24 protein-coding genes and 2 pseudogenes are annotated in these 21,740 nt (G+C 69.8%); 16 read left to right on the top strand and 10 right to left on the bottom strand.

What is annotated here, in order from left to right; genetic code table 11:
• Positions 1-169: 169 nt before the first annotated feature.
• The 3 genes from ACQP1V_RS25940 to ACQP1V_RS25930 all read right to left on the bottom strand — a co-directional run bounded on the left by ACQP1V_RS25940 (position 170) and on the right by ACQP1V_RS25930 (position 2,367).
• Entirely contained in the window at positions 170-433 is a 264-nt protein-coding gene (locus ACQP1V_RS25940; protein ID WP_433412532.1) for a hypothetical protein, read from the bottom strand.
• Positions 434-601: 168 nt separating this feature from the next.
• Positions 602-1,708: a sensor histidine kinase gene (locus ACQP1V_RS25935; protein ID WP_433412530.1), complete on the bottom strand. Its 1,107-nt coding sequence runs from the start codon at positions 1,706-1,708 to the stop codon at positions 602-604.
• Complete coding sequence (locus ACQP1V_RS25930; RefSeq protein WP_433213648.1) at positions 1,705-2,367, bottom strand: response regulator transcription factor; 663 nt, start codon at positions 2,365-2,367, stop codon at positions 1,705-1,707. Before ACQP1V_RS25930 ends, ACQP1V_RS25935 begins: the two co-directional genes overlap by 4 nt.
• Positions 2,368-2,518: 151 nt before the next feature.
• Between ACQP1V_RS25930 and ACQP1V_RS25925 the strand changes: the two genes are divergently transcribed.
• Positions 2,519-4,054 carry a hypothetical protein gene (locus ACQP1V_RS25925; RefSeq protein ID WP_433412528.1) on the top strand — a complete coding sequence of 512 codons (1,536 nt, stop codon included), beginning with the start codon at positions 2,519-2,521 and terminating at the stop codon, positions 4,052-4,054.
• Positions 4,055-4,174: 120 nt separating this feature from the next.
• Here ACQP1V_RS25925 and ACQP1V_RS25920 read toward each other — a convergent pair whose 3' ends face one another.
• Positions 4,175-5,605 (bottom strand): amidase, encoded by a 1,431-nt coding sequence (locus ACQP1V_RS25920; RefSeq protein ID WP_433412527.1) that lies wholly within the window; start codon positions 5,603-5,605, stop codon positions 4,175-4,177.
• 63 nt (positions 5,606-5,668) lie between these two features.
• Here ACQP1V_RS25920 and ACQP1V_RS25915 point away from each other — a divergent pair, with 63 nt between their 5' ends.
• The 11 genes from ACQP1V_RS25915 to ACQP1V_RS25865 all read left to right on the top strand — a co-directional run bounded on the left by ACQP1V_RS25915 (position 5,669) and on the right by ACQP1V_RS25865 (position 14,450).
• On the top strand, positions 5,669-6,289 hold the full coding sequence (locus tag ACQP1V_RS25915) for a TetR/AcrR family transcriptional regulator (protein WP_433412526.1): 621 nt from the start codon (positions 5,669-5,671) through the stop codon (positions 6,287-6,289).
• A gap of 355 nt (positions 6,290-6,644) precedes the next feature.
• Complete coding sequence (locus ACQP1V_RS25910; RefSeq protein ID WP_433412524.1) at positions 6,645-7,406, top strand: DeoR/GlpR family DNA-binding transcription regulator; 762 nt, start codon at positions 6,645-6,647, stop codon at positions 7,404-7,406.
• Entirely contained in the window at positions 7,403-8,344 is a 942-nt protein-coding gene (pfkB, locus tag ACQP1V_RS25905; RefSeq protein WP_433412522.1) for a 1-phosphofructokinase, read from the top strand. The genes ACQP1V_RS25910 and pfkB overlap by 4 nt, the downstream gene beginning before the upstream one ends.
• Positions 8,345-8,403: 59 nt before the next feature.
• Positions 8,404-9,528: a mannitol-specific PTS transporter subunit IIC gene (mtlA, locus tag ACQP1V_RS25900; RefSeq protein WP_433412520.1), complete on the top strand. Its 1,125-nt coding sequence runs from the start codon at positions 8,404-8,406 to the stop codon at positions 9,526-9,528.
• Between the two features lie 4 nt (positions 9,529-9,532).
• Positions 9,533-9,841 (top strand): PTS lactose transporter subunit IIB, encoded by a 309-nt coding sequence (locus ACQP1V_RS25895; RefSeq protein ID WP_387416685.1) that lies wholly within the window; start codon positions 9,533-9,535, stop codon positions 9,839-9,841.
• The gene (locus ACQP1V_RS25890) at positions 9,834-10,301 is read left to right on the top strand and encodes a PTS sugar transporter subunit IIA (protein WP_387416684.1); all 468 of its coding nucleotides are present in this window, start codon (positions 9,834-9,836) and stop codon (positions 10,299-10,301) included. The genes ACQP1V_RS25895 and ACQP1V_RS25890 overlap by 8 nt, the downstream gene beginning before the upstream one ends.
• The gene (locus ACQP1V_RS25885; RefSeq protein ID WP_433412517.1) at positions 10,298-11,338 is read left to right on the top strand and encodes a zinc-dependent dehydrogenase; all 1,041 of its coding nucleotides are present in this window, start codon (positions 10,298-10,300) and stop codon (positions 11,336-11,338) included. Before ACQP1V_RS25890 ends, ACQP1V_RS25885 begins: the two co-directional genes overlap by 4 nt.
• Positions 11,339-11,352: 14 nt before the next feature.
• Positions 11,353-11,637 (top strand): HPr family phosphocarrier protein, encoded by a 285-nt coding sequence (locus tag ACQP1V_RS25880; protein ID WP_433412515.1) that lies wholly within the window; start codon positions 11,353-11,355, stop codon positions 11,635-11,637.
• A 106-nt stretch (positions 11,638-11,743) separates the two neighbouring features.
• Entirely contained in the window at positions 11,744-13,381 is a 1,638-nt protein-coding gene (gene ptsP / locus ACQP1V_RS25875) for a phosphoenolpyruvate--protein phosphotransferase (protein WP_433425941.1), read from the top strand.
• 111 nt (positions 13,382-13,492) lie between these two features.
• A complete protein-coding gene (locus tag ACQP1V_RS25870) occupies positions 13,493-13,696 on the top strand; it encodes a hypothetical protein (protein ID WP_433412513.1) in 204 nt (67 codons plus the stop codon).
• 256 nt (positions 13,697-13,952) lie between these two features.
• Positions 13,953-14,450, top strand: a complete 498-nt coding sequence (locus ACQP1V_RS25865) for a hypothetical protein (protein ID WP_433412511.1) — start codon at positions 13,953-13,955, stop codon at positions 14,448-14,450.
• Here the strand turns inward: ACQP1V_RS25865 and ACQP1V_RS25860 are convergent.
• The 3 genes and pseudogenes from ACQP1V_RS25860 to ACQP1V_RS25850 all read right to left on the bottom strand — a co-directional run.
• Positions 14,416-14,553 (bottom strand): hypothetical protein, encoded by a 138-nt coding sequence (locus ACQP1V_RS25860; RefSeq protein ID WP_433412509.1) that lies wholly within the window; start codon positions 14,551-14,553, stop codon positions 14,416-14,418. The two genes, ACQP1V_RS25865 and ACQP1V_RS25860, sit on opposite strands and share 35 nt — an antisense overlap.
• A 79-nt stretch (positions 14,554-14,632) precedes the next feature.
• Positions 14,633-14,920: a hypothetical protein gene (locus tag ACQP1V_RS25855; protein WP_433412507.1), complete on the bottom strand. Its 288-nt coding sequence runs from the start codon at positions 14,918-14,920 to the stop codon at positions 14,633-14,635.
• An 86-nt stretch (positions 14,921-15,006) separates the two neighbouring features.
• Positions 15,007-15,174, bottom strand: a pseudogene (locus ACQP1V_RS25850) (IS701 family transposase); the annotation flags it as partial.
• 51 nt (positions 15,175-15,225) lie between these two features.
• Between ACQP1V_RS25850 and ACQP1V_RS25845 the strand changes: the two are divergent.
• A pseudogene (locus ACQP1V_RS25845) lies at positions 15,226-15,369 on the top strand (IS701 family transposase); the annotation flags it as partial.
• A gap of 136 nt (positions 15,370-15,505) precedes the next feature.
• Positions 15,506-16,267, top strand: coding sequence for a DeoR/GlpR family DNA-binding transcription regulator (locus tag ACQP1V_RS25840; RefSeq protein ID WP_387416676.1), 762 nt, complete (start codon positions 15,506-15,508; stop codon positions 16,265-16,267).
• Positions 16,268-16,412: 145 nt separating this feature from the next.
• Here the strand turns inward: ACQP1V_RS25840 and ACQP1V_RS25835 are convergent, their stop codons facing one another.
• Positions 16,413-16,784 carry a DUF5997 family protein gene (locus tag ACQP1V_RS25835; RefSeq protein ID WP_387416674.1) on the bottom strand — a complete coding sequence of 124 codons (372 nt, stop codon included), beginning with the start codon at positions 16,782-16,784 and terminating at the stop codon, positions 16,413-16,415.
• A gap of 55 nt (positions 16,785-16,839) precedes the next feature.
• Between ACQP1V_RS25835 and ACQP1V_RS25830 the strand changes: the two genes are divergently transcribed.
• Positions 16,840-17,616, top strand: coding sequence for a LysR substrate-binding domain-containing protein (locus tag ACQP1V_RS25830; protein WP_433412504.1), 777 nt, complete (start codon positions 16,840-16,842; stop codon positions 17,614-17,616).
• A gap of 78 nt (positions 17,617-17,694) precedes the next feature.
• On the opposite strand, the gene ACQP1V_RS25825 is transcribed toward ACQP1V_RS25830, so the two are convergent.
• Positions 17,695-18,093, bottom strand: coding sequence for a VOC family protein (locus ACQP1V_RS25825; protein ID WP_433412502.1), 399 nt, complete (start codon positions 18,091-18,093; stop codon positions 17,695-17,697).
• 93 nt (positions 18,094-18,186) lie between these two features.
• On the opposite strand from ACQP1V_RS25825, the gene ACQP1V_RS25820 reads away from it, so the two are divergent.
• Entirely contained in the window at positions 18,187-19,176 is a 990-nt protein-coding gene (locus ACQP1V_RS25820; RefSeq protein ID WP_433412500.1) for a helix-turn-helix transcriptional regulator, read from the top strand.
• A gap of 35 nt (positions 19,177-19,211) precedes the next feature.
• Here ACQP1V_RS25820 and ACQP1V_RS25815 read toward each other — a convergent pair whose 3' ends face one another.
• Positions 19,212-21,665 carry a glycoside hydrolase family 5 protein gene (locus ACQP1V_RS25815; protein ID WP_433412498.1) on the bottom strand — a complete coding sequence of 818 codons (2,454 nt, stop codon included), beginning with the start codon at positions 21,663-21,665 and terminating at the stop codon, positions 19,212-19,214.
• Positions 21,666-21,740: the final 75 nt, after the last annotated feature.

The raw sequence follows: 21,740 nt of genomic DNA, 5'->3' as shown, positions 1-21,740 counted from the left end.
AATGAGACAGCCTAGGCAGGACGGGAGAGGGGAGGCTGGCGGATTTCGGACATGGTCACCCCGCGTCGTGCGGCTAGGTTCCTTAAGCCGAACAACATGATCACGTAATGTCACCAGTCGTTACGGGTAATGGCTCATTGAGTCGCTACCAGTAGTCGAAGATCGTGCTTCACGGTGCGGGCGTGGTCATTCCGTGCTTGCGGGAGGGCGTCAAGGCCTGTGGATCGCGAGGGGTTCTGATTATCCAGCCGTCCGCATGCAACCTCACATGCAGACCATTGCCGAGCAGTACGTCGACTTCCTGACGTGAGCCGGCATGCGCCGGTACTCCCAGCCGAGCTCGGGGCGGCAGCGTCGGGTTCCGCACGATGGAGACGCGGAATCCGTCCACGAAGCCGTCGTGCACGAGCACGATGTTCCCGGTTGCCGTCATGGTCGCTCCTGACCTGGATGGACAGGCCTGACGCCGGTCCGATGCGCCTCATCCAAGTCGTGGACGCCTGCGCGGACCACGCAGAACAACACGCAGAAGTTGGGCGTCAGGCTGGGGTGGCCGCCACCGCGGCGGCCGACTGCCCTTCCCGTACGCCGACGCCTGACATCAGGGACGGGATCCGTGCGCGAACCGCACGGTGATGGACAAGCCGCCTTCTGGGCGTGCGCTGGTGGTAAGGGTGGCGTGGTGAGCGTGCGTGACGGCATTGACGATGGCGAGGCCGAGGCCATAGCCGTCGTGGCTGCCGTGACGATCAGGCACCAGTTTCTGGAAGGGGTGAAAGAGGCGCTGGACCTGATCGTCGGGGATGACCGGCCCGCTGTTGGTGACCGTAAGGGCCACCTGCGCGCCGGAGGTCTGCGTGGTGATCTCTACATGCCCGTCGGTGTGGTTGTGGCGGATGGCGTTGTCGATGAGGTTGGCGACGAGGCTTTCGATCAGTCTCGGGTCTCCGGCCGTCACCGCGGGCGTCAGGTGTTCGGCGAGGCCAATGCCTTTCCGCGTTGCTTGGTCGCGGCGGGAGGCGAGTACTCCTTCGACGACGTGGGCGAGGTCGAGAGTGTCCCAGCGGGTGGCGCCGCCCTCGCTGGTGGCCAGAGTGAGCAGTGCTTGGACGAGCCGCTCCTGATGTCCGCCGAGAGCGAGGGCCTCCTGGCAGGCCGCGCGCAAGGCGTCGGTGTCGGCGTCGGGGTCGGCGAGGGCGACTTCGAGGAGGGTGCGCAGGCCGGCGAGAGGGGTGCGCAATTCATGGGAGGCGTTGGCGACGAAGTGGCGTTGGGCGTCGAAGGAGGCTTGAAGGCGGGCGAACAGATCGTCGAGGGTGTGGCCGAGTTCGGTCAGCTCGTCCATGGGCTCGCCGAGGTCGAGGCGACGGTGGAGGTTTCCGGCGGAGATGATTCGGGCGGTGGCGGTGATGGCGCGCAGCGGGCGCAGGAACCGGCCGGCGACGAACCAGCCCAGAGCCAGGGCGACGGGAATCAGTAGGACCAGGGCGACGGCGGACCCGATGAGGAGTTGGGGCAGGCTGATCCCGGGCCCGGGTTCGGTGATCGCGCTCGATGAGGGGTATCCGTTGGGGGTGGCCGCGTCGATGCTCGCGAGCGGAACGGCGACGAATACGAGCACCAAGACACCGGCGGCGTAGATGCCCGCCGCGTAGGAGAACGCGAGCCGCGTCTGCAGGGACCTTCTGGCGAGCTTCCGGGAGGTCATGACGGTCCGATGCGGTAGCCGCCTTCGCGGATGGTCTCGATCACGGGCGGGTCGCCCAGCTTGGCCCGTAACCGATGCATGGTGTGCTTGACGGCGCTGCTGAAGGGGTCGGCGGCCTCGTCCCAGACGCGCTCCAGCAGTTCCTCGGCGGAGATGACCAGGCCGGGTACGGCGAGCAGGCATTCGAGCAGGGCGAACTCCTTGGGGCTCAGGTCAAGACGCCGGCCGGCCCGGAGCGCGGTACGACGGGCCGGATCGAGGGTGATGTCCCCGCATGCCAGGGTGGGCGGTAGCGGTGGGGTGGCGCGGCGGGCCAGGGCACGGACGCGGGCGACCAGTTCGGCGAACGCGAACGGCTTGGGCAGGTAGTCGTCGGCGCCGAGGCTGAGCCCGTCGACGCGGTCCTCGATCGTGCCGGAGGCGGTGAGCATCAGGACGCGGGTCTCGCAGCGGCCGTGGGCCAGTCGCCGGCAGATCTCGTCCCCGTGGACGCCGGGCAGGTCGCGGTCGAGGAGTACCACGTCGTAGCGGGTGGCGGCCAGGCGTTCGAGGGCGGCGGTCCCATCCAGGACGACGTCGACGGCCATGCCCTCGCGGCGCAGCCCGGTTCCGATGGAGCGGGCGAGGACCTCGAAGTCCTCGACGACGAGTACCCTCACCGCCACTCATCGCCGGTCGTCGTGCGGGAGGAGCGGCCGAACCGGCCGCCGGATCGAGGTGCCATGGGTTCACGATGCCAGATCCCCGGTTTCAGCCGGGTCGCAGCGGCTGCGACCCGGCTGGAACCGGGTGCCGCGTACAACCGTCGGCATGAGTTCGTTCACGCCTTACCGATCCAGCCGACGGGCCGGGCAGGACCGCCTCCCTCAGTTGCTGCGCGCGGAGTGGACCAAGTTCCGTACCGCGCGCGGCTGGGCGCTCGCCATGGTGGCTTCCGTACTGATCACCGTGTCGCTCGGATTGCTGATCGCCGGGGGCGCCCGCAGCACCTGCGTGACCGGGAAGGGGGAGGGCCCCTGCCCCGCGCCGTTGGTGGGACCCGATGGCACGGCGGTGAGGGACAAGTACTACTTCGTGCATCAGCCGCTCAACGGGAACGGCAGCATCACCGCCCGCGTGTCGGACATGACCGGGCAGGTCCGGCTGCCGGACGCCGTACCCGGGGTGCGCAACGTCAAGGAGGGAGTGGTGCCGTGGGCGAAGGCCGGGCTCCTCGTCAGGCAGAGCCTCAAGCAGGGCACACCGTATGCCGCCGTCATGCTCACCGGAGATCACGGCGTGCGGATGCAGTACAACTTCACCCACGACGTGCCCGGCGGTCCGCACAATGGCCCCCAATGGCTGCGGCTGGCCAGGTCGGGCGAGACCATCACCGGCTACGAGTCGGACGACGGCAAGTCGTGGACCGAGGTCGGCACAGTCAAGCTGGCCGGGCTGCCGGAGACGGTCGAGATCGGGCTGTTCGCCACCTCACCAGGCGTCTTGTGGGACATGGCGCAAGCCTTCGCCCAGGCCACCGCCACCTTCGACCAGATCACCCTGCAGGGCGCGAACGGTTCGTGGCGCCGCGACGACGTCGGCGTCTCCATGGAGTCCGACGGCACGACCCCGCATCACCCGGGCGGGGCCGTCGAGTCCGGCGACAAGCTCATCGTGACCGGGGGCGGTGACATCGGGCCCGCCACGGTGGAGGGCGGTGTGCGCGCTGACCTCATGCTGATCGGCGGGGCCGTGGGGCTGATCCCGGTGCTCGTGGTCGCGGTCACGTTCTTGACGGCGGAGCGCCGGCGCGAGCGGATCAGGACCAGCCCGCCGGTCGAGCCGTATCCGGCGCGGCTGCTGGCGGCCAAGGCCATGGTGGTCGGCGCGGTCGCGTTCGTGACGGGGCTGGTGAGCTCGGGGGTCGTGATTCCTGTCGGCCTGGTGATGTTGCGCGCCAATCAGAACCCGATTCAGCCGATCACCCCGGAGACCGAGTTGCGGGTGATCGTCGGCTACGCGGCGCTGACCGCGGCCGCCGCCGTGCTCGCTCTGGGCCTCGCCGCGCTGGTCAGGCGGGGCATCGTCGCCATCGGGCTGGCCATCGTGCTGGTCGTCGTGCCCTACCTGCTGGCGACCGCGGGCCTGGCGCCATGGCTGCTGATGATCACCCCTGCCGCCGGGTTCGCGATCACGCAGAGTGTCCCCACGTTCGCGCATGTGGACGTGGACCCGTCACTGATCGGGGGCTATTACCCGCTCCCGCCATGGGCAGGTTTGGCGGTGACCTGCGGATATGCCGTCCTCGCCCTCGGGGCGGCGACAGCCGTACACCGCAGGAACCCTCCTCAGGTTCCGCTCGCCTGAAGGTGCGGAAACCGTGAACACGGTCACGTTCACTGCGGCGGTCCCCGCACCGGGCCCCAGGATCCGGTGCGGGGACCGCTGATCACGCAACCGACTCCAGACCGCGGACACCCGTCGTGGTCAGACGGCGTGTGGCTGCGGAAGGTCCTGGATGCGAGGCCACGTGGTCTGCCCCTCGAGCGCGAAGGCGACCTCAAGCAGCGTGCGCTCGTCCCCGTACGCTGCGGCGAGCTGAACGCCGATCGGAAGCCCCTGCTTGGAGGTGGCCATGGGAAGCGAGATGGCGGGGGTTCCGGCGATGTTCTGCATGGGCGTGAACGCGACGTGGTCGCGGAGCCGGCTCATCAATTCGCCGAAGGGCACTTGGGGGCTGAGGTGTCCGAGCCGGGGCGTCACGTTCGCCACCACCGGGGACAGGATCAGTTCGCATCGGTCGAACGCGCGCGCGTACCGCGCCGCGGCGCGCCTGAGCCAGCGCAGCGCACCCGGCGTCCTGGCCCAACCGCCGCGCGTGAAGCTCCGGCGCAGGCCTTCCGTGAGCCCGTCGAGTTTGCCCGCGTCGAAGGACCGGTCGAACGTAACCTTGCCGAGCCCGCCGGTCATCGCGGCCAGCAGCCCCCAGTAGGTCTCGAAATCGTCGGCGAACCGGGCATCCACCGGGACCGGGATCGGTTCGACGACGTGTCCCTGGTCCTCCAGCAGCCGTGCGCAGCGTTCCACCGCGGCGCGCGTCTCGGAGTCGACCGCCGTACCGGTGACCGACTCCAGGAGGAGGCCGACCCGCAGCCTTCGCCGGGCGGGACCTTCCACCGCGCCGATGGGAGCCAAGCCGGGGTTACGCCAGCGCAGTTCCATCGCCGCCATGAACGCGGCGGTGTCGCGTACGGACCGGGTGACCACGCCTTCGCTGATGAGGTTGATCGGCATCATCCGTGCTGCCTCGCCGTCGATGTGCCGGCGCCGGCTCGGCTTGAGACCGATCAGGCCTGCCGCGGCGGCGGGGATCCGAATCGAGCCGCCGCCGTCGTTCGCGTGCGCGATCGGGACCGCGCCCGCGGCGACGAGAGCGGCGGCGCCGCCCGAGGAGGCGCCGACCGAGTACGCGGTGTTCCAGGGGTTGAGCGTCGGGTCACCGTCGCGGAACTCGGTGGTGGCGTTCAGCCCGAACTCCGGCATCCGGCTCTTTCCGAGCACCGTCATCCCGGTGCGCAGAAACTGCTGGGCGTAGCGGCCGTCCGACTTGGCCGGCTTCGCGACGTACGCGGCGGTGCCGTGGTTGGTGGGCATGCCGGCCAGGTCGGTGTTGTCCTTGACCAGGGTCGGGACCCCGTGGAAAGGCGCATCGGCGTCGTCGGACCGCCGGGGGCGGTCATATGCGGGGTAGGCGATCGCGTTCAAGGGAGCTGCGACGCGAGCCAACCTCGCCACCGCCGCCGCCTCGACCTCCGCCGCGCTGAGCTCACGTCGTCGGATCAGGCCGGCGAGCGCGACGGCGTCGTGGTCTCCGAGGGCGTCGTCCGAGAAGGCATGCAGGTGTTCGGTCCGGGTCATGCAGTCATGGTGAAGGCGCGGATCCAAAAAGTCTAGAAATTCTTACACACTATGATGAGCGCCATGAAACGACGCCACGGAGCCAGTGCCCGGCAGCGACGCGCCGCACTGATCGACGCGGCGGTCGAGGTGGCGGCTGAGCAGGGAATGGCCGGCGTCACCCACCGGGCGGTGACCGAAAGGGCCGGCCTCCCGCTGGCGACCGTCGGCTACTTCTTCGACTCGATAACCGATCTCGCCGTCGAGGCATTGCGAACCAAGGTCGCGGCGGACGCGACCGCGCTGAAGGACCTCGCGGCGCGGCTCGCCGCGCAGCACAGCACCCCCGCGGAGATGGCCGGCGCCTTCGCGGCCGCCGCGGAAGCCCCGCGGGCGGACGTGCTCGCTTTCGTCGAGGCACTGCTCCACGCCGCGCGCAACCCTGACGTCCGCCCTGCCGTCACGGAGGTTCTCGAGGCCGGCCGGGACGCGGTCACGGCGGCGACCAGTGCGGCCGGGGCGCCGGACGCGGACGCCGGCGCCTACCTCGCACTGGTGCACGGCTACCTCCTGCACTCGATCGCCGCCCCCGACCTGGTCGACCCCGATGCTCTCCTGCGAGGAATCCGCGGGTTGTTCATCGGCGGCCTGGTCGAGCGCGGACAGCTCGACGCCGCGCTCGAGATCGCACGCCCTCGCGACTGAGGGTGGAATCCGCGGCATCCAGGCGCCGCAGACTCACCTGCTTGGATTGCCGGCCGCACCGAGCCCGAGTGCCCCGTCGGCGAATGGAGTGACCCGCTCGGACGAGGCACCGGCCTTCGGCATGGCCGCCTTTCGCCGATGGCGTCCCATGCCGCAAGACGTACCGCCACGCCTTTGCCCGGTCCGGGGGCGGCCGCGGCGTAAGAGCAGCGGGGTGAGACCCGTGCCCCTGATCACGTGGAGATCGAAGGTTCACGGAACTCGCGATGGGATCCTTCTCGCTGACCCTTGACGAGCAACATGGTCGGGTATAAAAACAAACGGAACAACATCGAAACGGCGGTGAAACAACAGGATGTACGCCGAGGAACGGCAGCAGGAGATCCTGCGCGCGGCACGGGCCGCCGGGCAGGTCAACGTCGTGAGCCTGGCGGAACAGTTCGGCGTCACGACGGAGACGATCCGCCGGGACCTGACGGTTCTCGAGCGCGCGGGCGTGCTGCGGCGAGTGCACGGCGGGGCGATCCCGGTCGAGCGGCTCGGCTTCGAGCCCGCTCTCGCCGCACGGGACGAGGTCATGACGGAGGAGAAGGAGCGCATCGCCAAGGCGGCGCTGGCCGAGTTGCCGCAGGACGGCGCCATCATCATCGACGCGGGTACGACGACGGGCCGCCTTGTTCAGGCCATCCCCGCCGACCGTGAACTCACTGTCGTCGTCAACTCGCCGCCCCTGGCGACCGCGCTGGCCACCCGTGCCAATGTGACGGTGTTCATGCTGGGCGGCCGGGTGCGGAGGCGCACCCTGGCCAACGTCGAAGACTGGGGGCTCCGGCAGCTCTCCGAGTTGCACGTCGACGTGGCCTTCATGGCGGCCAACGGCTGTTCCGTCGCCAAGGGACTGACGACGCCCGACCCGGCAGAGGCGGCGATCAAGCGCGCCATGATCGCCTGCGCGCAGCGGTCGGTGCTTCTGGCCGACCACACCAAGTTCTCCGACAACTACCTGACGCGCTTCGCGTCGTTGCCCGAGATCGACATGATCATCACCGACACGCGGCTGGATGACCAACTCGCCGGAGATGTGGCGGCGGCCGGACCCGAGGTCGTGCGCGTATGATCCTCACTCTGACGCTGAACCCGAGCCTGGATCGCAGCATCGAGGTCGGCTCGCTGACCCGGGGAGCCGTCATCCGGGCGGCGGCGGCGCACCTCGACCCCGGCGGCAAAGGGGTCAACGTGTCACGCGCATTGCTGGCGAACCAGGTGCGGTCGCGCGCCGTCATCCCGTTCGGCGGGGCCGAAGGACAGCAGCTCGTGACCCTGCTCGCCGCCGAGGGCATCGACATGATCTCCGTTCCGGTGGCGGGTACGACCCGTTCCAACATCACGCTGGCGGAACCCGACGGAACAGTCACCAAGATCAACGAGCCTGGCACGGTCCTGACGGCGGCCGAGCTCGACACGCTGGCGAGCGCGGTCCTCGACGCCGCCGGCTCGGCCGACTGGGTCGTCGCCTCGGGCAGCCTGCCGCCCGGTGTGCCGGTCGATGTGTACGCCGTTCTGTGCGAGAGGTTCGCCGGTGCGGGCATACAGGTCGCGGTCGACACGAGCGGGCCGGCCCTGGTCTCCGCGCTGGCCGCCGGCCCCACGCTGGTCAAGCCCAACCGCGAGGAGCTCGCGGAGGCGACCGGCACGCCGATCACCCACGTCGGCGACGTCATCGGCGCCGCGGGCAAACTACGGGCGATGGGCGCGCGCTCGGTGCTGACCAGCCTCGGCGCCGACGGAGCGCTGCTCATCGAGGGCGACCAGGTCTGGTTCGGCACGAGCCCTGTCGAGGAGCCGCGCAGCAGCGTGGGCGCGGGCGACGCCATGCTCGCGGGATTCCTGGCAGCGGGGGCACGCGGCGAATCGGCTCTGGCCGAGGGGCTCGCGTGGGCGAGCGCCGCCGTAGGACTGCCGGGCAGCCGCATGCCGGGCCCGGCTGATATCGATCGCACAGCTGTCCGGATCCGCACCCCTGATCCGGACTTGCCGCTCACGCCCGGGGGGTGAGCGGCGCATCCCCCCATCAGGACGGCCGGTGCGGCCGTCCGCCCCGGAAGGAGTACACGTTGGCCACCGCATACACCCCCACGGTTCAAGGGACCGGGATTCGGGCCTCCATTCAGCGCTTCGGCGGCCATCTCGCCGGGATGATCATGCCGAACATCGGCGCCTTCATCGCCTGGGGCCTGATCACGGCCCTGTTCATCCCCACCGGCTGGCTGCCCAACAAGACGTTGGCCGAGCTCGTCGGCCCGATCATCACCGTGCTGCTCCCGGTGCTGATCGGTTACACCGGTGGGCGGATGGTCCATGGGCAGCGCGGCGCTGTCGTGGGCGCCGTCGCCACGATGGGCGTCGTCGTCGGGGTGGACATCCCCATGTTCCTCGGCGCGATGATCATCGGCCCGCTGGCCGCGTTCATCCTCAAGTACGTCGACCGGTTCACCGCCGAGCGGACCAAGGCCGGCTTCGAGATGCTGGTCGACAACTTCACCGCCGGCATCATCGGCGCGGCGATGGCGATCGCCGGCGTCTTCGCCATCGGCCCGATCGTGGAGAACATCACCAAGGTCGCGGGCAACGGCGTGGAGTGGCTCGTCAGCCACTCGCTGCTGCCGATCGCGTCGGTCATCATCGAGCCGGCCAAGGTGTTGTTCCTCAACAACGCGATCAACCACGGCGTGCTCGGCCCGCTGGGCGTGGCCGAGGCGGTCAAGCAGGGCAAGTCGATCCTGTTCATGCTGGAGTCCAACCCCGGTCCCGGCCTGGGGCTGCTGATCGCCTACCTGCTGTTCGGCCCGAGGTCGCTGCGGCCCAGCACCCCGGCAGCGATGATCATCCACTTCCTCGGCGGTATCCACGAGATCTACTTCCCGTACGTGCTGATGAAGCCGCGCCTGATCCTCGCGGTGATGGCCGGTGGTGCGTCGGGAATCCTCACCTTCCTGGTCACCGGGGCCGGCCTGGTCGCGACGCCGTCGCCGGGCAGCATCTTCGCCTACATGGCGGTGACCCCCAAGGGCGGCTGGTTCGGCGTGATCGCCGGGATCGTCGTGGCGACGGCCGTGTCCTTCGCCGTGGCCGCCGCGCTGCTGGGCTTCGGCCGCGCCAACGGCGACCAGCCGGACAAGGCGGCGCAGAGCGACAGTCAGGCAGGATCCCGCACCGTACCCGCAGCCAAGGAGGCGTGAAGCCGTGGCCAGCATCGACAGCAAGGACGTCCGCAAACTCGTCGTGGCCTGTGATGCGGGGATGGGCAGCAGTGTGATGCTGGCCAGCCAGCTCCGCAAGCAGCTGAAGGGCACGCCGGTCGAGGTGGTGCACACCCCGGTGAACTCGATCCCGGAGGACGCCGACGTGATCGTGAGCCATGTCGGGCTCGCGGACCGGGCCCGGGCGAGCGCCCCGGGCGTGGTGCTCGTGCCGTTCCAGATCTTCATCGGTGACCCGGCGGTCACCAGGCTGGTCGCGACGATCAAGAACGGCGGCACCATCGATGGCTGACTCGGCCGACATGGCCCCGCTGCCCCTTGATCCGCGGGCCATTCGCCTCACCGCCGTCGCGGACAGCCGCGATGACGCGATCCGCCAGTGCGGGCAGGCCCTCGCCGACGTGGGCGCCGTGGACGAGAGCTACATCGGCGCCATGCTCGAGCGAGAGCGCTCGATCTCCACCTACGTCGGAGAGGGCGTGGCCATCCCGCACGGAACCCTCGTGGCCAAGGACGCCGTCCACCATGACGCGATCTGCGTGCTGCGCTTCCCCGGCGGAGTCGACTGGAACGGCGAGCGGGTCACGGTCTGCGTCGGCATCGCGGCCCGGGGCGACGGCCACGTGCGGCTCCTGTCGGAGCTCGCGCAGATCCTGCTCGACCCGGACAGCGCCCGCGCCCTGCGGGACGCGACGGAGATCTCCGACGTCGTTGACCTGCTGCAACCCTCAAGAGAGGAAGCTTCCAAGTGAAGGTCGCCCGTTTCCACGCTCCCGGCGACATCCGCATCGAGGATGTGGCGGAGCCCGTCGCGGGCGCCGGCGAGGTGAAGATCCGTGTCCGCAACTGCTCGACGTGTGGCACGGACGTCAAGATCTACAAGCACGGCCACCACCACATCAGGCCGCCCAGGGTCATGGGCCACGAGATCGCCGGCGAGATCGTCGGCGTGGGCGAGGGCGTGACCGGGTGGGAACCCGGCGACCGGGTGCAGGTGATCGCCGCGATCCCGTGCGGCCAGTGCGAGGAATGCCGCCGCGGCCACATGACGGTATGCCCGAACCAGGAGTCGATGGGCTATCACTACGACGGCGGTTTCGCCCAGTACATGGTCGTTCCGGCCAAGGTGCTCGCCGTGGGAGGTCTCAACCGCATCCCCGACGAGCTCGGTTTCGCCGAGGCCTCGGTGGCCGAGCCGCTCGCCTGCGTGCTGAACGGCCAGGAGCTGGCCCGGGTCGGCGAGGGCGACGACGTGGTCGTCATGGGGGCGGGCCCCATCGGCTGCCTGCACGTACGGCTGGCCCGGTCGCGCGGCGCCGGGAGGGTGTTCCTCGCCGACCTCAACGCCGACCGGCTCGCGATGGCGGCCGCGCTGGTACGGCCGGACGCCACGATCTGCGCCGGTGACACGGACGTCGTGGACGAAGTGCTGAAGCTGACCGGAGGCAGGGGGGCGGACGTCGTCATCACCGCCGCCGCCTCCGGAGCCGCCCAGCAGCAGGCGCTGCAGATGACAGCACGCCAGGGGCGCGTCAGCTTCTTCGGGGGCCTGCCCAAGGACGACCCGATCATCCAGGTCGACTCCAACCTGGTGCACTACCGAGAGCTGACGATCGTCGGCGCCAACGGGTCGAGTCCCGCACACAACGCGCGAGCGCTCCAGCTCATCGCCGAGGGCGCGGTGCCGGTGTCCGACCTGATCACCCATCGCCTGCCCCTGGCGGAGGTCCTGGACGCCATCGACATCGTGAGCCGCGGCGCCGCGATCAAGGTGACCATCGAGCCCTGAAAGGAAGTCCGCAGATGCCAGAAAGGACAGTGGCTGTCGCCTCGCGCTCCGGTCTGCACGCGCGCCCCGCCAAGATCTTCGTCGAGGCGGTGGCGCGGCAGGAGATAGCCGTGCGCATTCGTGTCGGTGACGGCAAGCCGGTCCCCGCCAACAGCATGCTGGCCGTGCTGTCACTCGGGGCCAGGCACGGCACCGAGGTCACCCTCGACGCGGACGGGCCGGGCGCGGACGAGGTGCTGGCGTCCCTCGCCGAGCTGCTCGCCCGCGACCTGGACGTCGAGGAGGTGGCCGATGCTTGAGCCGGCGCCCGGCACGGAGCCGGGGAGGTCGCCGGAGACGGCATCCACCACGGCGGCGTCAGACCCGGCGACGCGGGAGGCAGCGGCGGCCGTGACGCCGTCCGAGATGTTGCGCGGCCTCGGCATCAGCCCCGGCCGCTCCGCGGGCCGGGTGCACCGGATGGCGGGCCCGCCACTGCTGCCGAACCCCGTCCCGGTCACGGACCCAGCCGCAGAGATCACCCGGGCGGTGCGGGGGCTGGAGGACGCCGCGGAGGAGCTGGCCCGACGGGCGGCGAAAGCGGCCGATCCGGCGGCGCGCGACATCCTGGAGGCGCAGGCCGTGATGGCGGGCGACCCCATGCTGCGCGAGTCGGTCGACCAGTACGTCGGAGCCGGGATGGACGCCGCGCACGCCATCGACGCCGCGTGCGCCCACCATCGCCAGGTGCTCGTGTCGGTGGGCGGATACGTCGCGGAACGCGCGAGCGATCTCGACGACATCAGGAACCGCGCCATCGCGGCCGTCCTCGGCCTGCCGATGCCGGGCGTCCCTTCTCCGGGGCACCCGTTCATCCTGACGGCTGAGGATCTCGCGCCCGCCGACACCGTGAACCTCGATCCCGGCTCCGTGCTCGCCCTGGTCACGGAGAAGGGCGGGCCGACGAGCCACACCGCCATCCTCGCGCGGGCCCTCGGGCTGCCCGCGGTGGTGGCGTGCTCCGGCGCGACCGGCATCGCCGACGGGACGTGGGTGTCCGTCGACGGCGACACCGGTGAGGTCAGCACCGGCATCGGCGAGGAGGCGGCCGGGGAGATCCAGCGGCGAGCCCTCGCCGAGCGCGACCGCCTCGGCAGGACGAGCGGCCCGGGCCGGACCGCCGACGGCTATCCGGTCAAGTTGCTGCTGAACATCGGATCCGTGGCGGACGCCCAGGGCGGCGTGGCCGCGGAGGGCGTCGGTCTCTTCCGCACCGAGTTCCTCTTTCTCGACCGTCGCACGGCCCCCACGCATGAGGAGCAGGTCAGCGCGTACGCGGCGGTTCTGCACGCCTTTCCCGGCGCGCAGGTCGTCATTCGCACCCTGGACGCCGGCACGGACAAGCCGCTGCCCTTCCTCGGGCTCGCCGACGAGATCAACCCGGCGCTGGGCGTCCGGGGGCTCCGCGTGGCACGTCGCCGGCCGGAGGTGCTCGACGCCCAGCTCGACGCCATCGCCGAGGCCGCCACAGCGAGTGACGCCTCGCCGTGGGTGATGGCGCCCATGGTCACCACGCCAGGGGAGGCGGCCGACTTCGCGCGACGGGCCCGTTCGCGGGGACTTGTCAACGTCGGCGGCATGGTGGAGGTTCCGGCCGCGGCTCTGCACGCCCGTCGCCTGCTCGACGAGCTGGACTTTCTGAGCATCGGCACCAACGATCTCAGCCAGTACACCTTCGCCTCGGACCGCCAGCACGGCGACCTCGCCGACCTCCTCGACCCCTGGCAGCCGGCCCTCCTCCACCTGATCGCGCAGTGCGCCGAGGCGGGGCGGGCCGCGGGAAAGCCGGTGGGAGTCTGCGGAGAGGCCGCCGCCGACCCGCTGCTGGCCACCGTCCTGGTCGGGCTCGGCGTCACGAGCCTGTCCATGTCGGCCCGTAGCGTGCCCGCCGTACGGGAGGCCCTCGCCCGTCACTCCGCGGACCAGTGCCGGCACAACGCCCAGCTCGCCCTGGCGGCACATGACCCCGATGAAGCACGAAGGGCCGTGCGGGAGTCCTGGTGAGCGAGACCGGCGGCCGCCTCCCGGGCGGCCGCGATCGGCGAACTCCAGGCACGTTTCCCGTATCGCCAGGCGGTAAAGCACCTTGATGATGGTCGCGGAGAGCCGGTCTTCGTGGTCGGTTTCGGGCCGGCCGACCCCGGAGAATCCTCCCCGTGCCTGACCGATGTGCGGCTACTCCTGGATCAGCCGGTGCGGGTGGCCCTGGAGGTTTGGCTGGAGCGGATCCCGACGCTCAGCCTCGCCGATCCGGCGGCGGTGACCTGGCCCACCGGCCAGGTCCGCGGGCCGCGTACGCTCTGGCTTCGCATCGCCTGACTCCGCCCGGGAAGGGAGCGCGTCTATCGGCCGCACCCGTCCAGTGGCCCGTCGGCAAACGCCGGACGGGTAACCGCCGAGGGGACCAATCGTCCGTCCGCCACTTCGCGGGCTGCTTGAACGACATTGTCACGGCGCGATAATCGGGTGGAGTCCGGCTTAAGACAGCGAGTACCGTTCAAGGATGCGGCGGTGCGGCAAATGCCACCACTGGGAACCCGCCGGAGCGCCTGAGTGCGAGCGATGTGCCGGAATCGTGGACGAGATCGTCGAATCCGGATGGCGCGAGTTCGTCACGCAGGAGTTCGGCACGCTGACGGCCCTGGATGAGCGCGATGTTGCTGAGATGGTGATCGACGAGCCCAACAGGCACCTGTGGCGGGTGGTGGACGCCGCCTACGACCGGCTCACCTGCACCGAGTGCGGCAACAGACTGAGCCGGGGTCCGGCCGGCTGCACTGGCTGCGACCTGGCCAACGGATTCCGGTACGTCGCCATCGAGATCGACCGGCCCGGCGTCCCACCAGGCAACGAGCACGCGTTGAGGGTCAACGTATCCGTGGTGCGCAGGCCATCAGGAATCTCGTGGCGTGAGGTACTGGGGCGGCGGCTCTTCCTCCCCTACCTCCTCGACGGGTATCTGCCTACGACCAGGCAGGCCCAGGCCGCCCGCGCCCTCCTCAACGTGGGGGGCGTGGCTGAGGACTTGGCGGAGTACCTCAACCTTGCCCTGCGGCCTGGTCAGGGGCGCTGAGCTGGTCACGGCGGCGCTGGAAGGCGTCGTGCTCGGCGCGGACGAGCCGGACGCGCTGGTGCGTGACGGCGTCCTGGTCGACGGTCTCCCGCTGCCGGATCAAGAACGTCTCCTTCGATGGGGCTGCGCGCTGAACCCGGCGTGGCACGGACACCATGACCGCGGATCGGCAGCCGAAGTCGTCATGACGCCTTCTCGTCAGTGTGGGACGGCGTGGACAGCTCACCCGCCGCAGGCCGTCCTTTGCGTTCGGTGACTGCGCATGCGACACCGCCCAGCATCATGCCCATGCCCGCGAGGACGAGTATGACGGGCTTGGTCAATCCGGCCATGACTTCCTGAATGTTCAGGACTTCCGACGTCGATTCTCCTACATCAGGAACAGTGAGCTCGAACCGGAAAACCATGATTACACCGACGAGAAGCAAGGCGGTGCCGGTAGTAATGAATATGGCGGTAAGTAGCCGCATGAGCTAAATGCTATGGCACATGATCAATGTGCACCAGGGAAAGGCCGATTCGAGGCGCCCCGACGTGCCTGGTACTCCAGTAGCACTTATCGATCTTTGAGTCGTTGTCGCTGGTAGTGGGATCGATGGGCTTGGGCTTGATGTCGCCGTCGCCACCGGGACCAGTTGCTGATGTGGCACTCGCTCGGGGCTGGCCGGGTCAGTTGGGCGAAGAGGCGGCGTATCTCGTTTGCGGAGATCACGATGGACTGATCGCGCTGTGTGACTGGTGTCAGGTTGGTGATCTTCCCTGCGGAGCAGGTGTACTGCCGCTGGATGACGCGTTCGCGCAGGTGGCAGGCCGGTTCAAACGCCGGGAGGTACGGCTTCGCGCGCGGTCGTGCGTCGAGGGATTGCTGTCGATCCTGGAACGCAAGAACGGCTGGACACTCGCCGAATACGCCGGTGACCGCTTTTCCCGGAAAGGGCGTGGTGCCGATGGTGTGCTTCATGCGCTTGCCGGATGATATTGACATCACTTGACATCCCACAGATTCGGGTATAAGTACCTGCAAAACACCATAGAAGCGGGGGTGAATCCACACGATGTACGCCGAGGAACGGCAGCAGGAGATCCTGCGCGCGGCACGGGGCGCCGGGCGGGTGGACGTGGTGACGCTCGCGGAGCAGTTCGGCGTGACGACGGAGACGATCCGCCGGGACCTGACGGTTCTCGAGCGCGCGGGCGTGCTGCGGCGGGTGCACGGCGGGGCGATCCCGGTCGAGCGGCTTGGCTTCGAGCCCGCTCTCGCCGCACGGGACGAGGTCATGACGGAGGAGAAGGAGCGCATCGCCAAAGCGGCGCTGGCCGAGTTGCCGCAGGACGGCGCCATCATCATCGACGCCGGTTCGACCATGAGCCGCCTGGTCCAGCTCCTGCCGCCGGACCGCGAGCTCACCGTCATCGTCAACTCGCCGCCGCTCGCGACCGCGCTGGCCACCCGTGCCAATGTGACGGTGTTCATGCTGGGTGGCCGGGTGCGGGGCCGTACGCTCGCGACGGTCGAGGACTGGGCGCTTCAGCAGCTCTCGCAGTTGCACGTCGACGTGGCCTTCATGGCGACGAACGGCTGCTCGGTGGCCAAGGGGCTGACGACGCCCGACCCGGCAGAGGCAGCGATCAAGCGGGCGATGATCGCCTGCGCGCAGCGGGCCGTGCTGCTGGCCGACCATACGAAGTTCACCGGGAGCTACCTGGCCCGCTTCGCCACGCTGTCGGAGATCGACATGGTCTTCACGGATACCGGGCTCGACCCGGATCTGGCCGCCGACCTCGCCGCCGCCGGACCCGAGATCGTCCGGGTGTGACACTCACGCCAGCCCCGGAGAAGGACACCCGGGACTGGATCGCCCAGTGGTACGACAACCCCCGGCCGTGCGGGTGGAAGAAGACCGCGACGCAGATCCTCGAATCCCTCGCACGACATCGTCGGCGGATTTCAGGCGGGGGAGACTAGCCCTGCTTGAGGCGGAGTTCTTCTTTGCGGACCTCGGCCTGGATGGACCGCTCGCGCTCCAGCCACGCCGGGTTCTCCGCCTTCAGCGCGTCGATCTCAGCGGTGGTGAGCGGTCCGGTGATCCCGCCTCTGGCCAGGCCGGAAATGGAGACCCTGAGCTTCGCGGCGACGACATGCTTGGGGTGCGGGCCGTTGCGGCGCAGATCGACGAGCCAGGCGGGTGGGGTCGCCTGCAACGCGTTCAGCTCGTCCCTGGAGACGACACCCGTCTGGAACTCGGCGGGAGTGGCCGAGAGGAGGACACCCAGCTTCTTGGCCGCGGTCGCGGGCTTCATCGTCTGGATGCTCTTCGGTTTGGGCGAGGTCATGGTGCCAAGCGTAGTCAGTCGGAACGGGTTCCCCTGACATCGGTACCCTGGGGAAGTGACTGATGGGGAGACCGGCAGGGTGTTCCGGCTGGCGTACGTGCCCGGGGTGACGCCCGCGAAATGGGTCAACATCTGGACCGAGAGAATGCCCGGCGTGCCGATCACTCTGGTCGAGGTTTCCGCCGCCGAGGTGGTGGGACTCCTGCGGGATGGCGGCGCCGACGCCGGATTCGTCCGGCTGCCGGTCGACCGGGACGGGCTCAGCGTGATCCCTCTCTACGTGGAGACCACGGTGGTCGTGGTGCCCAAGGATCACGCGGTGGCCGCCGCCGACGAGGTGACCGTCGACGACCTGACCGACGACGAGGTGTTCCACCCTCTGGACGACACCATCGAGTGGACGGTCCGGCCCGGGCTGCCCGCGTTCACCCGCCCGGCCACGACGGCGGCCGCGGTCGAGTTGGTGGCGAGCGGCGCCGGGCTTCTCCTGGTTCCGCAGTCGCTGGCCCGCCTCCACCACCGCAGAGATCTCACTTACCGGCCGGTGCTGGACACGCCGCAGTCTCAGGTTGCGCTGGCCTGGCCCACGGACGCGACCACCGACCTGGTGGAAGATTTCATCGGCATTGTCCGCGGCCGGACAGTGAACAGCTCGCGGGGCCGTACCCCCGAGTCCCCTGCGGAGAAACCGGCACAGCAGCAGGCGAAAAAGCCGGCACAGCGGCAGGCGCAGAAGCCCGCACAGCGGCAGGCACAGAAATCCGCACAGAATGGCTCCGGCCGCCGGGCCGCGCCGGCCCGCCGTCGAGGGAAGGGGCACCGGCCTCGGTGACCCGCGGCCCCGAACCTCCGGTTCGGACTCGGGAGCCCTGGGATCTCAGGGCTCCCGCGTGAGCGGCTGCGCGTGGCGTCAACGTGCGAACTTTTCGATGGCCGCCGGGGTGACGGGGGTGAAGAAGTTGACGAGGTTGCCGTCGGGGTCGCGGAACAGCACCGACCGGTTGCCCCAGGGCATCGTGGTGGGCCCGGTGACGAAGTCGGTGACGAAGCCGGTCAGGTTCTGGTGAATGCGGTCCACGTCGTCGACGAGGAACTCGATGATCACGCTCTGGTTGTCCGCCGGGCGGGCAGAGCCCGGGGCGAACAGCGGGACGGTGCGGGTGCCGGCGATCGCGAGGGTGGCGTTGGGGGTCTTGAGTTCGGCGAAGTCCTCGGTGGCCCACGTCGCCCGCGCCCCTGTGGCTCGCTCGTAGAACTCGACGAGGCGCGCTACGTCGCTGGTAATGATGCGGATCGAGACGAAGTCCATGGGAATCTCCTTGGCTGTGCTGGAGGCGTGCACGTCGCAGACTAGGAGAAATAGTGGACAGAATCGGTCCTGTATCCGCGTTAGGCTGCGAACGTGCCTCGACCGACCGCCCGCGTGCTGACACTCCTGGAGCTGCTCCAGTCGGGCGGCACCCGGACGGTGGCCGAACTCGCCGACCGGCTCGGCGTCGAAGGGCGCACCGTGCGGCGGTATGTGGACCAGCTGATCGACCTGGACGTGCCCGTGGAATCGGTGCGCGGCCGCTACGGCGGGTACCGGCTCGCCCCCGGGTACCGCTTGCCTCCGCTCATGCTCAGCGACGACGAGGCGCTGGCCGTGCTGCTCGGCCTGGTCGCCGGCCGCCGAGCAGGGTTGACGACGACGGAGCACACGGCAAGCGAGACGGCATCGGCGAAGATCCGGCGGGTGCTGCCCAAGCACATCGCCCGTCGGCTCGACACACTCCTGGAGGCTCTCGCCTTCACGGATCAACCCGGCGAGTTCGACACCCCGGACGCTGAGGTCCTGCTCACCATCGCCGATGCGGTGCGCCACCGACGACCGGTCTCGATCCGCTACACCGACCGCGACGGACGGCGCAGCGAACGCACGCTGCACGCGTACGGGATCGTCGCCCATTCGGGCCGGTGGTACGTCACGGGCAAGGACGACCAGATCGGCGAGGACCGAACCTTCCGGCTCGATCGCATCGCAGACGCGCGGACCCTGCCCGGCTCATTCGAAACGCCCGTGGGTCCCGGTCCGGCACAGCGTGTGCTGTCAGCGTTCGCCACGGCGGAGTACCGGCATGAGGTGACCCTGCGGATCCACGGGACGGTTGGGCAGATCCGCGCCCACCTTCCCGCCAGCGTCGCCAGCCTGGAGGAGTACGCGCCCGCGGCAGGCGAGGACCGGGCGACCGAGCGCTGGCTGCGCGTCGAGCTGCGGGTGGAGCGGCTCGACTGGTTGCCTGCGGTACTCGCCTCACTCGACCGGCCGTTCGTCATCGAGCGCCCCGATGAACTGCGCGACCTCGTCACCGTGCTCGCCGATCGCCTCACGTCCTACGCCCGCCAAGCCTGACAGCGAGGAACCAATGTCATGAGATGGCACACCGCTCAGCGGTGGGCCGTGAGGGTGTAGGCGCCCTGGGCGCAGCCGTTGATGCGCCAGCCGCCCGGTGTCTGCCGGGAGGAGACGCCCGTGAGTCCGGCACTGCGGACGACCGGCCGGGCGCCGCCGGGGAACCAGACGTCCAGGCCGCACCCGGCGCCCTCGCCCTGTGCCGTGAGGCTCGCCCGGTCCGACGTGAGGCCGGTCAGGCGGCCGGGGGCGGAGCGGGGGTAGGGGCGCGAGAGCTCGGCGACGTATTCGGGGGGCGGGGGCAGGTCCTTCCCGGTGGCGCAGTCCTCGATCATGAGGTTGCCGCCGGTCTCGTCCTCCGCTCCGGCGTGGGCGTCGCCGCAGGACTGCTTCCAGACCCAGAATGCGCCGCCGATTCGGTGCCGATCCTCGTTGTCGGTGTATTTCCTGATCGGGGCCGAGGCCGCGTCGCCGAACCACCCCCACTCTCCCGACCAGAGCCCCGCGCCGTAGTACTTCGCTGCCCGGCTGGCCAGGTCGAAGCCGCGCTCGATGCTCGTGATGGTGAGGCCGGTGCCCTGGTCGATGGTGATCGACTCGTTGTAGAGGTGAGGGGCGAAGACGAGCAGCCGGTCGTCGGTGAAGTCCTTGGGCACCGAGACCTCGAAGCCGAGACCCGACCAGAGCACGGACGGCTCGAAGAAGATCAGATGCGGGAATCCGCGCTTCTCGCCCGCCCTGATGGCCTTGATCGCTCGGTCGTAGTAGCGGCCGAGCAGGACGCCGGAGGTGATCGGCGGGGCCTCGCCGAAGCCGGGCTCGTTCAGCAGGTCGTATCCGGCGACCATGGGCTCGCTCGCGAACCGCTCCGCCAGCATGCCCCAGGCGGCGACCAGGCGGGTCTGGATGCCATCCCTGTCCTGGTAGAAGTTGGTGAAGGCGCGGGCGACGGCGGGAGAGATGTCGCGTCCGGTGAACTCGCACTTGGGGGCGCCGTCGAAGCGGTCGGCCCAGGTGGGTGCGCCGTCCCAGCCGTGCATCGGGGAACCGTTCTCGCAGGTGGTGCCGGGGGCGGCGTTGACGCCCTTGCCCCAGGCGTCCTGGTGCATGTCGATGACCGTGCGCAGGCCGTGCTTGGCGGCGGTCTCGACGGCCCAGGAGATCCTGGCGAGGTAGGCCGGGTCGTAGTGGCCGGGCCGGGGTTCCAGGGCTGACCAGGACAGGGCGAGGCGGATGACGTTGAAGCCCATCTGCTCCATGCCGGCGAAGTCGGCCTCGGTGAGCGGTCGCGTCACCGCCTTGTCCGGAAATTTCTGGAAGTAGTCTTCGAGCTGGTTGACGTTCACGCCGCGCAGCAGCACCTCATTGCCGTCGGCGTCGACGATCCTGCGGTCGGCTGAGAGCGTCAGGCCCTTGGTGCGTGGTGGCTGCGCGGTGGCGGTTCCGGGTTCCAGGAGCGGTACGGCGAGCGCCGCCGCGCCCACCACGACCGCCATCCATGTCGCCGCGGAAACGGTGAAGCCCGTACGCGCATGGACAAGAACGGCCTTTCGCGCCGGGAGGGTGGCGGGGAGGAGCGCGACGAGGGCTGCCGTCGCGAAGGCGAGAAGCGCGCCGAAGGAGAGCGCGGGGGCGAGGCGAAGCATGATCGCCGGTGCCCAGAACGTGTCGCCGCCCGCGAGGTCGCCGGGGAGCCCGAGGGCCACCTCGACCAGGCCCAGCGTCGCGGCCGCTCCCAGCGCGGAGATCCCGGCCACGACGGCCCGCGGCGAGGTGGTGGCGCCGAGCCGGCGGTTCAGTGCCCAGGTCATCACGCCCAGCAGGGTGACGGCGGCGAGGCAGCCCAGCGGTCCCGCCTCGGGCGCCGGGGCCAGCGGGGAGTCGCCGATCGCGTACCCGACGGGCGAGCCACCCCACCACACTCCACCTACCGACGCACCCATGACCACGGCCACCCCCGCCACCACCCAGCCCGGCCCCGCAGCCGGTGGGGAGAACGCCCCCGAGGACGTGGCGGGTCCGGTGCCCGGCCCCGGGGAGGGTGGGGAGGCCGAACTCGAGGTGAGGCGGCGGCGGAGGAACTGCGTGAGCCAGGTGGCCGCCAGAACCGGCAGGCCGAAGATCGCCGCCTTGACGCCGGTGAAGCCGGTCGACCACGCCAGGTAGACCACATCATCGAAGGCCATCACCAGCGACATCATCAGCTTGGCCGCCATCGCCGACCACACCACCGCGCCCCACACCAGCAGTGCCGTACGCAGCGGGGCACGCTCGCGCGCGACCGCCCACGCCAGCGTCCCGACGCCCGCCAGCAGCAGCGGCACATAGACGGCCGGCGCGGCCACCTGCCACAGCCCGGCGACAGGGAGCAGGTCGGCGCCCGTCCACGTGTACGGCGCGGCCAGCCCCGACGGGTCGAAAGCCGCCCCCAGCACGATGACGGCGGCCAGCACCACAACGGCGATCGGCGACAACCAGCGGTTTCTCATAGCGTCAGCGACCATATATGAGCATTGCTCACATATGAAGAGCCAGATCCGTAACAATGCGGAAGACCGTGTACC

This window comes from Microtetraspora malaysiensis, assembly GCF_050947145.1.
GTDB classification, from domain to species: Bacteria; Actinomycetota; Actinomycetes; order Streptosporangiales; family Streptosporangiaceae; genus Microtetraspora_A; species Microtetraspora_A malaysiensis.
The sequence above is the reverse complement of the archived record's forward strand: the minus strand, read 5'-3'. Positions and strand labels throughout refer to the sequence as shown.